The sequence below is a fragment of the Sphingobium sp. B10D7B genome (assembly GCF_025961955.1).
Lineage (GTDB): Bacteria > Pseudomonadota > Alphaproteobacteria > Sphingomonadales > Sphingomonadaceae > Sphingobium.
In genome coordinates this window covers 3,171,483-3,186,191 of record NZ_JAOQOQ010000001.1, presented here as the reverse complement: position 1 = coordinate 3,186,191, position 14,709 = coordinate 3,171,483, and the positions used below count along the sequence as shown (strand labels likewise).

Annotated in this window: 14 protein-coding genes and 1 tRNA gene; 11 read left to right on the top strand and 4 right to left on the bottom strand. The window is 65.3% G+C overall.

All coding sequences use genetic code 11. The annotated features are described in order from the left end of the window. Positions 1-32 precede the first annotated feature (32 nt). From hisC to M2331_RS14885, 3 genes are all read left to right on the top strand, one after another. Positions 33-1,148, top strand: coding sequence for a histidinol-phosphate transaminase (gene hisC, locus M2331_RS14895; protein ID WP_181561000.1), 1,116 nt, complete (start codon positions 33-35; stop codon positions 1,146-1,148). After that, entirely contained in the window at positions 1,148-2,056 is a 909-nt protein-coding gene (locus M2331_RS14890; protein WP_181560999.1) for a prephenate/arogenate dehydrogenase family protein, read from the top strand. The genes hisC and M2331_RS14890 overlap by 1 nt, the downstream gene beginning before the upstream one ends. Before the next feature lie 126 nt (positions 2,057-2,182). After that, the gene (locus M2331_RS14885) at positions 2,183-2,839 is read left to right on the top strand and encodes a hypothetical protein (protein ID WP_264592417.1); all 657 of its coding nucleotides are present in this window, start codon (positions 2,183-2,185) and stop codon (positions 2,837-2,839) included. Between the two features lie 70 nt (positions 2,840-2,909). Here M2331_RS14885 and M2331_RS14880 read toward each other — a convergent pair whose 3' ends face one another. After that, positions 2,910-5,276: a ribonuclease R family protein gene (locus M2331_RS14880; protein ID WP_181560997.1), complete on the bottom strand. Its 2,367-nt coding sequence runs from the start codon at positions 5,274-5,276 to the stop codon at positions 2,910-2,912. A 236-nt stretch (positions 5,277-5,512) separates the two neighbouring features. Between M2331_RS14880 and M2331_RS14875 the strand changes: the two genes are divergently transcribed. From M2331_RS14875 to M2331_RS14865, 3 genes are all read left to right on the top strand, one after another. Then, positions 5,513-6,145, top strand: a complete 633-nt coding sequence (locus M2331_RS14875) for a PilZ domain-containing protein (protein ID WP_264592457.1) — start codon at positions 5,513-5,515, stop codon at positions 6,143-6,145. Between the two features lie 130 nt (positions 6,146-6,275). Beyond that, positions 6,276-6,596 (top strand): DMT family transporter, encoded by a 321-nt coding sequence (locus tag M2331_RS14870; protein ID WP_181560995.1) that lies wholly within the window; start codon positions 6,276-6,278, stop codon positions 6,594-6,596. A gap of 136 nt (positions 6,597-6,732) precedes the next feature. Beyond that, entirely contained in the window at positions 6,733-7,983 is a 1,251-nt protein-coding gene (locus M2331_RS14865; protein ID WP_181560994.1) for a mechanosensitive ion channel family protein, read from the top strand. A gap of 47 nt (positions 7,984-8,030) precedes the next feature. Here M2331_RS14865 and dapD read toward each other — a convergent pair whose 3' ends face one another. Continuing rightward, a complete protein-coding gene (dapD, locus tag M2331_RS14860; protein WP_181560993.1) occupies positions 8,031-8,873 on the bottom strand; it encodes a 2,3,4,5-tetrahydropyridine-2,6-dicarboxylate N-succinyltransferase in 843 nt (280 codons plus the stop codon). Positions 8,874-9,125: 252 nt separating this feature from the next. Here dapD and M2331_RS14855 point away from each other — a divergent pair, with 252 nt between their 5' ends. Together M2331_RS14855 and M2331_RS14850 are read left to right on the top strand one after the other, a co-directional pair. Next, positions 9,126-9,554, top strand: a complete 429-nt coding sequence (locus M2331_RS14855) for a GlcG/HbpS family heme-binding protein (protein WP_181560992.1) — start codon at positions 9,126-9,128, stop codon at positions 9,552-9,554. Between the two features lie 18 nt (positions 9,555-9,572). After that, positions 9,573-11,687: a malate synthase G gene (locus M2331_RS14850; protein ID WP_181560991.1), complete on the top strand. Its 2,115-nt coding sequence runs from the start codon at positions 9,573-9,575 to the stop codon at positions 11,685-11,687. 58 nt (positions 11,688-11,745) lie between these two features. Here the strand turns inward: M2331_RS14850 and M2331_RS14845 are convergent, their stop codons facing one another. Together M2331_RS14845 and M2331_RS14840 are read right to left on the bottom strand one after the other, a co-directional pair. Beyond that, the gene (locus M2331_RS14845) at positions 11,746-12,186 is read right to left on the bottom strand and encodes a DUF4168 domain-containing protein (RefSeq protein WP_181560990.1); all 441 of its coding nucleotides are present in this window, start codon (positions 12,184-12,186) and stop codon (positions 11,746-11,748) included. A 204-nt stretch (positions 12,187-12,390) separates the two neighbouring features. Then, a tRNA-Thr gene (locus M2331_RS14840) sits at positions 12,391-12,465 on the bottom strand. A gap of 110 nt (positions 12,466-12,575) precedes the next feature. Here M2331_RS14840 and M2331_RS14835 point away from each other — a divergent pair. The 3 genes from M2331_RS14835 to M2331_RS14825 all read left to right on the top strand — a co-directional run bounded on the left by M2331_RS14835 (position 12,576) and on the right by M2331_RS14825 (position 14,661). Then, positions 12,576-12,743 (top strand): hypothetical protein, encoded by a 168-nt coding sequence (locus M2331_RS14835; protein WP_181560989.1) that lies wholly within the window; start codon positions 12,576-12,578, stop codon positions 12,741-12,743. Positions 12,744-12,947: 204 nt separating this feature from the next. Beyond that, complete coding sequence (locus tag M2331_RS14830; protein WP_264592416.1) at positions 12,948-13,652, top strand: CerR family C-terminal domain-containing protein; 705 nt, start codon at positions 12,948-12,950, stop codon at positions 13,650-13,652. 4 nt (positions 13,653-13,656) lie between these two features. Next, positions 13,657-14,661 (top strand): HlyD family efflux transporter periplasmic adaptor subunit, encoded by a 1,005-nt coding sequence (locus tag M2331_RS14825; RefSeq protein ID WP_181560987.1) that lies wholly within the window; start codon positions 13,657-13,659, stop codon positions 14,659-14,661. Positions 14,662-14,709 lie beyond the last annotated feature (48 nt).

Here is a 14,709-nt window from a genome sequence, read left to right as displayed (position 1 = left end):
AATTGCACACAGCGGGGCTAAAGCGCCACGCCATGACAGACGATCTTCAAAAGCCCGCCGCACCCGTCGCCAAAGACTGGATCATGGCCATCGCGCCTTATGTTCCGGGCAAGTCGAAGGCGGATGATGGCCGCGAGGTCGTGAAGCTTTCGTCCAATGAAAATCCCTTCGGCACAGCCGAGCCGGTGCGCGCGGCATTCCGCTCCGCTGCCGACTGCCTGGAGCGCTATCCCGACTCCGCTGCGGTTGAGCTGCGCGAAGCGATTGCGCAGCGGCACGGGCTGGACCCAGCCCGGATCATCTACGGGACGGGGTCAGATGAAGTGCTGCACATGGCCGCCGGCACCTTCGCGGGCGCGGGCGATGAGATCATCTTCATGCGCTATGGCTTCTCGGTCTACCCCATCGCGACGCGGCGCGTCGGCGCGGTGCCCGTCGAGGTGGCGGACAAGGATTATGCGACGGATGTCGATGCCATCCTGGCCCATGTCACGGACCGCACCCGGCTGGTGTTCCTCGCCAATCCGAACAACCCGACCGGCACGTTCACGCCTCGCGCGGAGATCGCCCGCCTGCATGCCGGACTGCCGCCACATGTTCTGCTGGTGCTGGATCAGGCCTATAGCGAATATCTCGACGCCGAGGATGACGATGGCGGGCTGGAGCTCGCCCGCACCGCACCCAATGTGCTGGTCACGCGCACCTTCTCCAAGATCTTCGGCCTTGCTGCCGGCCGGGTCGGCTGGGGCTATGCAAGTGCGGAGGTGATCGACGCGATGCATCGTATCCGCCAGCCCTTCTCCTTCCCGATCGCCTCGTCCCGCGCGGCGGTCGCGGCGCTGGAGGCGCAGGACTTTGTGGAGAAGAGCCGCGCGCACAACAGCGAATGGCGCGCCTGGTTCGAGACGGAGATCGGGGCGCTTAGCAACAAGGGGCTGCGCGCCGTGCCGTCCAAGGCCAATTTCAGCCTCGTACTGTTCGAGGGCGAGACGAGCGCCGAGACGGCCTATAAGGACCTGATGGACGCCGGCTATATCGTGCGCTGGCTGCCCGGGCAGGATCTGCCCAATGCCCTGCGCATCACCATCGGCACGCCGGAAGACATGAAGGGGCTCGTCGCTGCGCTTCGCCGGATCGTCGGCGCCTGATGCTGCCCTTTTCGCGCGTTGCCATCATCGGGCTGGGCCTGATCGGCTCGTCGCTGGCGCGCGCCCTGCGGGCCTATACGCCGACCGTGCGGGTGGTCGGACACGATGCCAATCCGGAAGTACGGGACACCGCGCGCCGGATCGACCTATGCGATGACGTGACGGACACGCCCGGCGCTGCGGTCATCGATGCCGATCTGGTGGTGCTGTGCGTGCCGCCGGGCGCGATGGCGCCTGTTGCCGAGGCGATCCGTGACGATCTGGCAGCCGATGTCATCCTCTCGGAGGTGGCCTCCTCACAAGCCAGCATCATCGCCGAAATCCATCGTGTCCTGCCTGATGTGACGCTGGTGCCCGCGCATCCGGTTGCTGGCACCGAGAATAGCGGCCCGGAGGCAGGCTTTGCGACGCTGTTCCGGAACCGCTGGTGTATCCTCACGCCGCCGGCCGGGACCGATCCGGTTGCGGTCACGCGGGTCGAGGCGCTGTGGCAGCGACTGGGCGCCAATGTCGAGATCATGGATGCCGCGCATCATGATCTGGTCCTGGCCGTCACAAGCCATTTGCCGCACCTCATCGCCTATACGATCGTTGGCACGGCGAATGATCTGGAGAGCGTGACGCGCAGCGAGGTCATCAAATATTCGGCCGGCGGCTTTCGCGACTTCACCCGCATCGCCGCATCCGATCCCACCATGTGGCGCGATGTCTTCCTCACCAACAAGGATGCAGTGCTGGAGATGCTTCAGCGCTTCTCGGAGGATCTCTCGCAACTGCAACGGGCCATTCGCTGGGGCGATGGCGACGCGCTGTTCGAGCATTTCAGCAAGACGCGGGCGATCCGCCGCTCGATCATCGAGCAAGGGCAGGACGACGCCGCGCCTGACTTCGGCCGGCAGCACGAATAATCGGCCGCCGAAACACAGCGATCGCGTCCGCGGCGTATATCCCTGACAGGATATGACGCCTGTACCCGGCTCGGGCATGAGCGCGCCCTCACGACATTTGGGGGGAAAGCAAAAATGCCTATCAAGATGAAGACCTGTCTCGCACTGAGCACCGCCACGCTTCTGGCGGTGTCGCCCGCCTTCGCAGAAGATGCGCGTTACTCGGTTGGCGTCACCGCCGGCACGCTCGGCGCCGGGCCGGAAGTGGGGATGAGGATCAATGACACGTTTGGCGTACGAGCCAGCGCGTCCTTCTTCGATTTCAGCCATGACATCGACGTCAACGACCTGACCTATGAGGGCAAGCTGAAGCTCGAATCCTATGGCGCCGTCGCGGACGTCTATCCGTTCGGCGGCGGGTTCCGGCTTTCCGGTGGTTTCCGCATCGCCAAGAACCGGGTCAGCGCTACGGCGACGCCGACCGAGCCTGTGACCATCGGCGATGTCACTTATACCCCGAGCGAGATCGGCACGCTCTCCGGCACGATCCGCGCCAAGGACTTCGCGCCGTTGCTGACCGTGGGTTATGCGGGTGGCCTGACGCGCGGCATCAAGTTCGGCGTGGACGCCGGCGCCATGTTCCAGGGCACGCCGCGCGTGGATGCGCTGCGGGCCACCGGTAGCCTCGCGACCAACGCGGCTTTCCAGGAGCAGTTGCTCAAGGAGCAGGCGGATGTCAACGACGAGGTCAACAAGTACAAGGTTTACCCTGTGCTGCAGTTTTCTCTGTTCTATGCCTTTTGACCTGACAGCGCAGGAATGAACGACGGGGCGCGCCTAGATGGAGCGCCCCTTTATCCAATGTCCCGCGCGATCAGCGGCGTTTGACCGGCCCCTTGCGGCGCGCGGTGTGCCGGATGTTCGGCGGGCGTCCGGTGCGGCGGACGGGCGCACTGCCGGGACGGCGACGGTCCTTGCGTTCGGGCATGTGGCTGGCGCCGTGCGGAATCTCGAAGCGCAGCGCGCCGCTCACCGGGTCGGATTCGGCGATGCGCAGGTCGATGCGATCGCCCATAGCATAGCGGTCGCCGCTATCCTCGCCGATCAGCGCCTGATGCACCTCGTCATAGCGGAAATATTCCCCACCGAGCGTCGAGACGGGCACGAGGCCATCGCCGCCCAGTTCGACGACGGTGGCAAAGAAGCCGAAGCTCTGCACGCCGGTGATGCGGCAGGCCATGATTTCGCCGACATGCTGCGCCAGAAATGCCGCGACATAGCGGTCGACGGTTTCACGCTCCGCCTCCATCGCCCGCCGCTCATATTGGCTGATCCGCTCGCCGATGGGCGCGAGATCGGCCACGTCTTCCGAGGAGAGCCGCGTTTCCCGGGGAAGCGACTTGTCCGCCGGGGCTGGCATTTCCAGCCCATAGGCGCCGACCAGCGAGCGATGCACCAAAAGGTCCGAATAGCGCCGGATCGGTGAGGTGAAGTGCGCATAGGAGCCGAGCGACAGGCCGAAATGGCCGAGATTGCGCGGGCCGTAATAGGCCTGCGTCTGGCTGCGCAGGATCTGCTCCATGATCTGCGGGCGCGCGGCGGCATCATCCGGAATCTGCTCGATCAGCCGGTTGAAGGTCTTGGTGGTGATCACCTGCCCGAGCGCCAGGCTGATGCCGTAGGTTTCAAGATACTCCTTGAGCGTCGTCAGCTTCTCCCGGCTGGGCGGCTCATGGACCCGGTACATGACCGGCGCCTTCTTGGCTTCCAGCGCCTTGGCTGCGGCGACATTGGCGGTGACCATGAAATCCTCGATCAGCCGGTGTGCATCAAGCCGTTCACGGATGGCGATGCTGACGATGCGACCTTCCTCGTCGAGCACGACCCGGCGCTCGGGCAGGTCGAGATCGAGCGGACCACGGGCATCGCGTGCCTTGGCGAGCGCCCGCCAGCAAGCCCAGAGCGGCACCAGCGCCTCGTCGATCAGCCCATCGCCTTTGAGGCGATCGATCAGGCCCGTGTCGAGCCGGGTGTCTGAGAAGGTCCGCTCGGGCTTGCCTTCGACGCGGTCGATCGCGGCCTGTGCCATCTCATAGGGAATGTTGGCGGCGACACGGATGATCGCGCGGGTGAAGCGCCAGGATTTGAGCGCCCCGTCCGGTCCGATGACGAGATGGCAGGCCAGAACGGCGCGATCCTCGCCTGCCTTGAGCGAACACATGTCCGACGAGAGCGCATGCGGCAGCATCGGCACCACGCGGTCAGGGAAATAGACGCTGTTGCCGCGCTTGCGCGCCGAGCGATCCAGCGCCGAGCCGGGGCGCACATAATAAGAGACGTCAGCAATGGCGACGATGGCCTTGAAGCCGCCTTCATTGGTCGGATCATCGTCCGGCGCGGCCCACACGGCATCATCGAAATCGCGGGCATCGACCGGATCGATCGCCACGATGGGCAGGGCGCGCAGGTCCTCGCGCGCATCGGCGTGGAGGGGCAGGTCGTGGACCTTCGCGGCTTCGGTCTCGGCCTCCTCGGGAAACACATCGGGAATGCCATATTTGTGAATGGCGATCAGGCTGAAGCTACGCGGCTGGAAGGGGTCGCCAAGCACGTCCGTCACCCGCGCCGTGACGCGCGGCGGTCGGCCACTCTTCTCGGCCAGCACGAGATCGCCCGGCTGCGCATCGCCCTGGTCGCTGATCGGCGTCTCATAGCGGATGCGTTTATCGACGGGACGCAGGATCAGCTTGCCGCGCTCGTCCTTGGCCACCACGCCGAGCATCTGCTCGGTCGCGCCGGCCAGCTTCTTCATCGGATGGGCGACCCAGCCATGACCGGCCTGCTCGGTGCGCGCCAGAATCCGGTCGCCAACGCCCAGAGCGCCGCGCTTGCCGCGCTCGATGACGCGCAGCTTGGGAATAGGGTGGCCCTCGGCTTCCCAGCGCTCCGGTACGGCGATGACCTGGCCGCCATCGGACTCGACCACGCGCAGCACGGTGACCTTGGGGACGCCGCCCATCAGGTTGAAGGCCCGCGCCTTGCCGGTTTCGAGCAGGCCTTCATCGGCCATGTCGCGCAGCAGGGCCTTGAGCGCGATTTTCTCGTTGCCGCGCAGACCGAAGGCCTTGGCGATCTCGCGCTTGCCTGCCGGCTGATCGGCATTGCTGATGAAATCGAGGATCTGTTCGCGCGTCGGCAGGCCGGCGGGCTGAGGACGGGTGGGCTTTCTGGGTGGTGCCATAGCGTCGATATAGGCACGTGCCGGCGCCGGCGCTAATCAATTGCAACGCGGCCCGTTCGGCGCATTTCGGGACTCGGCATGGGGCGCGAGTCGACGGATGGGATTTGCGCCGGCAAGCGAGCCTGCTATTTGCGGGGAGATTTCCTCAGCCCCGCAGACGTCCGGGAGGTCGGACGGACGCCGGACCGAGCGACGGTTCTAGAGAATGTTTTTTGGATAGGAAGCCGATTGTGCCGATGCCGGCAGACCAGTCCAACCCAGCGGCCGCTCGGCCTTCCCGCACGAATCTGCTCCTGTCCGCGACTATCGAGGCGGAGGGGATCGCCGCTCCGGTGCGCATCCGCAATCTCTCCGAGCACGGCGCATTGCTGGAAGGCGCTGCGCTGCCGCCGGTCGGTGCTGGCCTTATCTTGCGGCGCTTGCAGCTTGAGATGGGCGCCACGGTCATCTGGGTGGACAAGAATCGCTGCGGCGTGCGCTTTGAGGGCACGATTTCGGTGTCCGGCTGGCGGGAGGGCAATTGGATCGCTGCCGCAAGTCAGGTCGGGCTGCCCCGCGCCGATGCGCCTCTGCCGTCATCACGGCCCGCTGCGGCTGGGACGGCGCCCCGCGCCTCGGCCCCGACTGCGGAGCTGGATCGGCGGATCGCCGAGGAACTGGATGTGCTGCGGCATCTGATCGAAGACCTCGGCACGCAACTGGTCGAAACGGTGGATGTCACGAGCCGGGCGACCGCCTTGCAGCAGTTCGATCTTGCGGCGCAGACGCTTGGCTATCTGGCCGAGGTGCTCAAGGCGCCCGACCGGGCAGTCGCCATTGACGCCATCGGCATGGAACGCCTCCGCCAGCGCCTGCTCGGCGGCGGCTGAGGGCATGATCACCTCAGGGCGTAACTGCCCTTGATCGGGCCTGGTGTGGCGCCTAAATTTTCCTTGCGGCGACCACGTTCCCGCCTCTGACGTCAAGACCGGGACGGCCCGGCGCTTTCAGGAGGCTGTCATGGCGTGGATTGCGCTTTTCATCGCGGGTTTGTTCGAGGTCGTCTGGGCGACGGCCATGAAGCAGTCGGATGGCTTCACCCGGCTATGGCCCACCCTCGTCATGATCGCGGCGATGCTGCTCAGCTTTGCCTGCCTGGCCTGGTCGCTGAAGATTTTGCCACTCGGCACCGCCTATACGATCTGGACGGGCATCGGCGCGCTTGGCGCATTCGCTGTCGGCATCGCGTTTTTTGGGGAGGCGCTTACAGTGCTGCGATTGACTGCCGCCGGGCTGATTGTTTCGGGCCTTGTCCTCATGAAGATTTCAACGCCGGTCTAGATCGTGGGAGCAGCCAGCGGCCCGCACAATCCGGCCGCTGGTTTGACTTCATGCCTAAAGGCAGGCAGGTTGGCCGCCCAATTTGCGATAAAACAGGAGCTTATCGCCGGCCCCTCTCGCGGCCGCGCCCTTTGTCATGATTGATTCTATTCCCACGGCAACCGACCCTTCCTTTTCCATTCCCCTTTTCGATCGGTGGTTCGCCGGTCTGCCGGCCTGGGCTGAAAGTCTCGCCGGGCTGGCAATCCTGATCGCGGTCGCGGCGCTCGCGAACTTCATCTTCAAGTCGATCCTGCTGCGCATGGCGCTGCGCGTCCTGCCGCACGACACGCCGGCGCTCGGCCGCGCGGTGGCCCGGCTGACCAATATCGTCCCGGCTATGGTCGTCTCACGCGGGATCGCGGCCGTACCGCATCTGCCGCCGTCGCTGGTGACGGTGGTGCAGAATGTGGCGGGCGCGTTCGTGATCCTCACCATCGTGCTGGCGCTCAGCCATGCACTGACCTTCGTCAACGATCTCTATCAGCGGCGGGCGCACGCCGTGAACCGGCCGATCAAGGGCTATATCCAGGTTCTCAAGATCGTGCTGTTCGCGGCGGCGGCGATCCTGATGATCGCCCAGCTGATGGACAAGTCGCCGCTGCTGCTGCTTTCCGGCCTTGGCGCCATGGCGGCGGTCATCATGCTGGTGTTCAAGGATACGATCCTGTCGCTGGTGGCCTCCGTCCAGCTGACCTCCAACGACATGTTGCGCGTCGGTGACTGGATCGAGATGCCGCAGCTCAATGCTGATGGCGACGTGATCGACATCGCGCTGCACACGGTGAAGGTGCAGAACTGGGACAAGACGATCACCACCATCCCGACTCACCGGCTGATCGAGGAGAGCTTCAAGAACTGGCGCGGCATGTCGGAATCCGGCGGGCGGCGGATCAAGCGCTCGTTGATGATCGACCAGACCAGCGTGCGGTTTCTGTCCGATCAGGAAGAGCAGAGCCTGCGCCGCTTTGCGCTGCTGGGCGACTATTTGGTGGAAAAGCAGGCGGAGCTGGAGCGATGGAACAGCCGCATCGCCCATGACGGCCTCGATCCGGTGAACAGCCGGCGGGTCACTAATTTCGGGACATTCCGGGCTTATATGGCCGCCTATCTGCGGGCCAATGCGCGCATCTCGAAGGAGATGACGCTGCTGGTGCGGCAATTGGACCCGACGCCGCAGGGCATTCCGCTGGAAATCTATTGCTTCACCACCACCACGGCATGGGCGGCTTATGAGGCGATCCAGGCCGACATCTTCGACCATATGCTGGCCGTGCTGGACTCCTTCGATCTGCGGGTGTTCCAGGAGCCTAGCGGCCGGGATTTGCGCCAGCTCAAAGCAGCGTGAGAATGGGGAGAAGGTGGGGCGAGGTCTGGCCCCGCCCCCTTTCCTGATCAGTCGCGCAGCAGGTCGTTGATGCCCGTCTTGGAGCGGGTCTGTGCGTCGACGGTCTTGACGATGACGGCGCAATAGAGGCTCGGGCCGGGCGTGCCGTCCGGCAGCGGCTTGCCGGGGAGCGAGCCGGGCACAACCACCGAATAGGGCGGCACCTCGCCCATATAGACCTTGCCGGTGGCGCGATCGACGATTTTGGTCGACTGGCCGATGAACACGCCCATCGACAGCACCGAGCCCTGGCCAATGCGGACGCCCTCGACGACTTCCGAGCGCGCGCCGATGAAGCAGTCATCTTCGATGATCACCGGGTCGGCCTGCAGCGGCTCCAGCACGCCGCCAATGCCGACGCCGCCGGAGAGGTGGACGTTCTTGCCGATCTGCGCGCAGCTGCCGACCGTCACCCAGGTGTCGACCATCGTGCCGTCACCCACGAACGCACCGATATTGGTGAAGCTGGGCATCAGGATGACATTCTTGCCGATATAGCTGCCGGCGCGGACGATGGAACCGGGCACGGCGCGGAAGCCCGCGGCGCGGAAATCCGCCTCGCCCCAGTTGGCGAACTTGGAGGGCACCTTGTCCCACCAGTGGCCGGCGCCGGGACCGTTGTCGATCAACGTATTGTCGTTGAGGCGGAAGGAGAGCAGCACGGCCTTCTTGAGCCACTGATTGACCTGCCAGCCATTACCGCTGGGCTCGGCAACGCGTGCCTCGCCACTGTCCAGCAGCGCCAGCGCCTTCTCCACCGCCGCACGGACGTCGCCGGTGGCGGACAGGCCGATATTGGCGCGGTCCTCCCATGCGGCATCGATGGTGGCGATCAGCTTGGTATCGGTCATGACGTCCCTCGTATTTCATCGCGAGTGCGGAGTGTGGGCCGCCCCTTAATGCGTTTTGGCGCGATGCTGAACCGCTTTGTGACCGGGGCGTTGGCATTTCGGCAGTTGCTGTGACCGATGTCCTGTCGCCAGCAAGGCGTTGCGCTTCGCGGCTGATTCGACGCTGACTTTGCTGGTCTCGACTGAACGGGCCGGCTATGTCCCCGCACAGCCAAATCCCGATGATCGCACGTGAGCGGAAGGAACAGATTTATGAGCCGGATCAGTTTGCAACAGGCCAATGCGGTCATCGAGGGTGTCTTCGAGAAAGGGCAGGCCGCAGGGTTCAAGCCGCTGAGCGCCGCCGTCGTGGATGCCGGCGGGCATTTGATCGCCTTTCAGCGTGGCGATGGCGCTTCTTTCGCGCGCGCGCAGGTGGCGACGGGCAAGGCGGCCGGGGCGCTCGCCATGGGCGTTTCCTCGCGCAAGCTGGGGGACATGGCGCAGGAGCGTCCCTGGTTCATCGGGGCTTTTGCGGCCTCCGCGCCGCATGCGGTGATCCCGGCGGCCGGTGGCGTCATCATCGTCGATGATGAGGGCGTGGCGATCGGCGCGGTCGGGGTGACCGGCGACACATCGGACAATGACGAAGCGGCCGCGCTGGCCGGGCTGGCAGCGGCCGGCCTCAAGGCGCAGGGCTGAACGGCGGGGATGCAAGGCATGACGAACAAGGTGGACCGCGCCGGACTCTCGGTCGCGCAGGAACTGGCCGATTTCATCGAGCAGCGCGCGCTGCCGGGTACGGCGCTGACTGCGCAAGCCTTCTGGGCCGGGACGGCGGCGATCTTCGCCGATTTTGCACCGCGCAATCGGGCGTTGCTGGCGAAGCGCGACGATCTTCAGGCGCAGATCGATGCCTGGCATGAGGCGCGGGCCGGCCAACCGATCGATCAGCCGGCCTATGAGGCGTTCCTGCGCGAGATTGGTTATCTCGTTCCAGAGCCGGCGCCCTTCACCATCGATCCGCAAAAGGTCGATGCCGAGCTCGCAACGCTGGCCGGTCCGCAATTGGTGGTGCCGGTGCTCAACGCCCGCTTCCTGCTCAATGCGGCCAATGCCCGCTGGGGTAGTCTGTACGATGCGCTCTACGGCACGGATGCCTTGCCGGGAACGGCCAAGCCGGGCGGTTACGATCCCGAGCGCGGCGCGCAGGTCATCGCCTGGGCCAAGGCCTTTCTCGACAGGGCCGTGCCGCTGGTGTCCGGGAGCTGGGCGGACATGGGCGATCCCGCCAAGGGCTTCGCCATCGCGGATGGCACCCAATATGTCGGCCAGACGCCCAAGGGCCGCCTGTTCCGCAAGAACGGCCTGCATATCGAGGTGGTGTTCGACCGCAATCACCCCATCGGCAAGGATGACCCCTCGGGCATCGCTGATGTGGTGCTCGAATCGGCGCTCTCGACCATTGTCGATCTGGAGGATTCGGTCGCGGCCGTGGATGCGGAGGACAAGGTGGCCGCCTATGCCAATTGGCTCGGGCTGATGCAGGGTGACCTCTCTGCGACGTTCGAGAAAGGCGGCAAAACGCAGACGCGCAGGCTCAACCAGGACCGGGTTTTCAAGGATCGCGACGGGTCGGAATGGTCGCTCAAGGGACGCAGCCTCCTGCTCGTCCGCAATGTCGGCCATCTGATGACCACGCCGGCGATTGTGCTGCCCGATGGTGCCGAGGCGCCCGAGGGCATTCTCGATGGCATCGTGACCAGCTTGATTGCCATGCACGATCTCAAGGGCGCCGGCCCGGTGCGCAACAGTCTCACCGGCAGCGTCTACATCGTGAAGCCCAAGATGCACGGGCCGGAGGAATGCGCCTTCACCAACGATCTGTTCGATGCGATCGAGGATATGCTGGGCATGGACCGGCACACGATCAAGGTCGGCGTGATGGACGAGGAGCGGAGGACGTCCGCCAACCTCATGGCCTGCATCGCGGCGGTCAAGGATCGGGTGGTGTTCATCAACACCGGCTTCCTCGACCGGACGGGCGATGAGATTCACACATCGATGCGGGCCGGGGCGATGATCCGCAAGGGCGACATGAAGAGCGCCGCCTGGATCAAGGCCTATGAGGATCGCAACGTGCAGATCGGTCTGGCCTGCGGATTCTCTGGCCGGGCGCAGATCGGCAAGGGCATGTGGGCGGCGCCGGACCGGATGGCCGACATGCTCGAGCAGAAGATCGCGCATCCCATGAGCGGTGCGAACACGGCCTGGGTGCCTTCGCCGACGGCGGCGACGCTGCACGCGACGCACTATCACACCGTCGATGTCGCGGCGCGCCAGCAGGAGCGCGGCCGCGAGCCGGTGGCGCCGCTATCGGGCCTGCTCACCGTGCCGCTCTCACCTGGCACCAACTGGTCCGAGCAGGAGATCGTCGAGGAGCTGGAGAATAATGCGCAGGGGATTCTCGGCTATGTCGTCCGCTGGATCGATCAGGGGGTTGGCTGTTCCAAGGTGCCGGACATCAACGACATCGGCCTGATGGAAGATCGCGCGACGCTGCGCATTTCCTCCCAGCATATCGCCAACTGGCTGCTCCATGGCGTGTGTACGCCGGCGCAGGTCGATGCAGCCTTCGAGAAGATGGCGGCCAAGGTCGACGCACAGAATGCCGGCGATCCGCTTTATCGACCGATGGCAGGCCATCCGGAGAGCCTCGCGCTGAAAGCCGCACGGGCCTTGGTGTTCGAGGGCGTCGCGCAACCGAACGGCTATACCGAGCCCCTGCTTCATGCGTGGCGATTGCGGGTGAAGGCGCAGGACAACCGGGCATGAAAATGGGCGGCTCCGCAGGGAGCCGCCCAAGTCGTTTCAGCGTTGTGCGCGCCGCGTCTTAAGGATTTGCGGTCGCCGGCTGCTGGGTCGCCATGTCGGCCGAGGCCAGTTCCTGAATCTTCTTCACGAGATCCGGATTGGTCCGGGTCGCCTGGGCAATCTCGTTGTAGCGCGCCGGCGTCAGGCCATTGGACTGCACTGCGGCGAGCATCTGCTCCTGCTTGGCGTCCGCAGCGACCGTTGCGTCCTTCTGGATCTTGTCCGCCTGGATAGCGGCCTTGGCAAAGCCGACCAGCTCCGCATCCGTAAAGCTCGTGGGAGCTGCTGCCGTAGCCGGTGCGGCCGGCGTGGCAGGAGAAGCCGGCGCTGCGGGCGAGGCTGGCGACGCGGGGGCGGCCGGCTGTGCAGTAGCCGGCGCTGCGGTGTCCTGCGCCATGGCTGGCACGGCAATGCCGCCGCTCAGCAGCAACGCAGCGGTGTAAAGCAGTGATGACTTCATGACGGATACCTTTCAGATGTTTTGAACCGTGCTTGAAAGGTAGGGAGCGATGGGGAGGGGGCAAATAAACGTCGATTACACGTTTACTCACCGGGGTGAGGTGTGTCTGCAGCGCCACTCATGCGCCGTAAGTCGATGATTTATCATGGCCCGCAACCGCCCTTCAGGGGCGGGCGCTGCGTTCTTCACAGCAGATGGGGAAAATGGTGCTGCCGGCGAGGATTGAACTCGCGACCTCAGCCTTACCAAGGATGCGCTCTACCACTGAGCTACGGCAGCACTGCCGTTCGCAGGGGTACCCCGCGTCAGCAAGGCCGCGCCTATGGCCTTACCGTCTGGCCTTGTCAAGGCGACTTGCAGCGCAAAAGCCGGATTCGTAAAGCAAGGGCATGAGTACCCCGCCCTCCGACCGCCAACGCCGGCTCGCCGAAGCGCTGCGGGCCAATCTGCGCCGCCGCAAGGGGCAGGCCCGTGCCAAGACGGATGCGCCGGATTCAAAGGCCACGCTGGATCAACCTTTCGAGGGGCGCGAGGAGGAGGCTCCTACGGGTCGCTAGGGCGTCGCAGCGGTTCAACCCAGCCTTACTGACGGTTACTCTCACCATTTGACATTGTTCGTTCGATCGAACAAATATCCTTCATGCGGTCTCCATCGTCATTGTGCTGGTCATCGTTGAACGCCGCTCGACGAAGGATGTCGAGATCGAGCGGTTCAGGGAAGTGCCACCAGCACGTCCGCCACGCCACGACGGGCAAAGAAAATGCATGAGGCCGTAACCCGCACGCGCAAGAAAGCGCTCGCAACGGATATCGGGGCCGCATCCGTGGGCACAGAAAGCCCTGCAAGAAGCGATCTTCCGTTGCAGATTATCGAAGCTGCCTTGGAACAATTCGGCCGCTTCGGCTTCGATGGGGCAAGCACGCGCGAGATTGCCCGCGCCAGCGGGACGGCGATGTCCTCGATCACCTATCATTTTGGCTCCAAGGAAGGGCTCTACCTCGCCTGCGCCGACCATATCGCCTCCGTCGTGGGCAGTATCTACGCGCCGCTGATCGCCATCATCGAGAAGCAGCCACCGCAGACGCCTGCGCAGGCCCGCACACAGATGCTGGCGCTGCTGGAGACGCTGGCGCGCTTCCTGCTCTCGTCGCGCTCGGCGACCTTTGCGCAGTTCGTGGCCCGCGAGCAGCAGCACCCGACCGAGGCCTTCACGCGCCTCTACGATGGATTGATAGGCCCGCTGGTGGAGACCGCGATTCTGCTCTCCGCTGTCGCACGGCCCTCGCTCGCCGAAGCGGAGCGCCGCCCGCTGATCCTCCATATCATGGGCATGGCGCTGATTTTGCGCCTCGGCCGCGCCTGCGTGGTGCGGACGATGCAAGTGCCCGATCTCGATTCCGCCACGGGCGAGGCGCTGGTCGCCAGCCTGCTCAAGTCCGCCGAAACCCTGCTCACCGAGGAATGACGCCATGACCCGCCAGCGCCTGATCGTGCTCATCATCGTCGCCGTCCTGCTGATCGCTGCCGTGAGCACGCGCGGCTTCGGGCTGCTGGGGCGGGATGACGGGCCTCTGACGCTCTATGGCAATGTCGACATTCGGGAAGTGGATCTCGGCTTCCGGGTCGGCGGACGGATCGCGCAGATCCCGGTCGAGGAAGGCCAGCGCGTCAAGCAGGGCATGCTGCTGGCCGAGCTGGACCGGGCCTCCATCGATAGCGCCGTCGCCCAGTCCGATGCGCGCGTGGCGCAGGCTCGCGCGGAACTGCTCAAACTCCAGCGCGGCAGTCGGCCGGAAGATGTCGCTCAGGCGCAGGCCCGCCTTGCGGCAGCGGAGGCGGCGGCGCGCGATGCCCAGCGCGACTATGAACGCCGGCAGCCGCTGGTCGCCCCGGGCGCAATCAGCCGCGATGTGTGGGAATCCACCGTCGCCATGCGCGATCGCGCTAATGCCCAGCTCGCGGAGGCGCAGGCGGCGCTGACTCTGGTGCGCACCGGCGCGCGGCGCGAAGATATAGAGGCGGCGCGCGCGGCGTTGCAGGCGGCCGAGGCAGCCCGCAAGGGCGTCGGCACGGATCTCGACGACGCGCGCCTGGTCGCCAGCGTGGACGGTGTGGTGGTGACGCGCGCGCGCGAACCCGGCGCCATCGTGGCCCCGGGTGAAACCGTCTTCACCCTCGCGATCGATCGCCCGGTGCGCGTGCGGGCCTATGTGGCGGAGAACCAGCTCAGCCGGATCGCGCCGGGCATGACGGTCACGATCACGGCGGACGGCAACCCCAAATCCTATTCCGGCATCATCGGCTATATTTCGCCGCGCGCGGAATTCACCCCCAAGACGGTGGAGACGAGCGACCTGCGCACCGACTTGGTCTATCGCTTGCGGATCGTCGTGGATGATCCGGACGGCAAGCTGCGGCAGGGCCAGCCGGTGAGCGTTGCCATCGCCGATCCCGCTCCTGCAGCGAAGCGCTGACCATGCGCGGGACGTCGCCATCGCGACGGAATAATGGCGGCAGGCCGA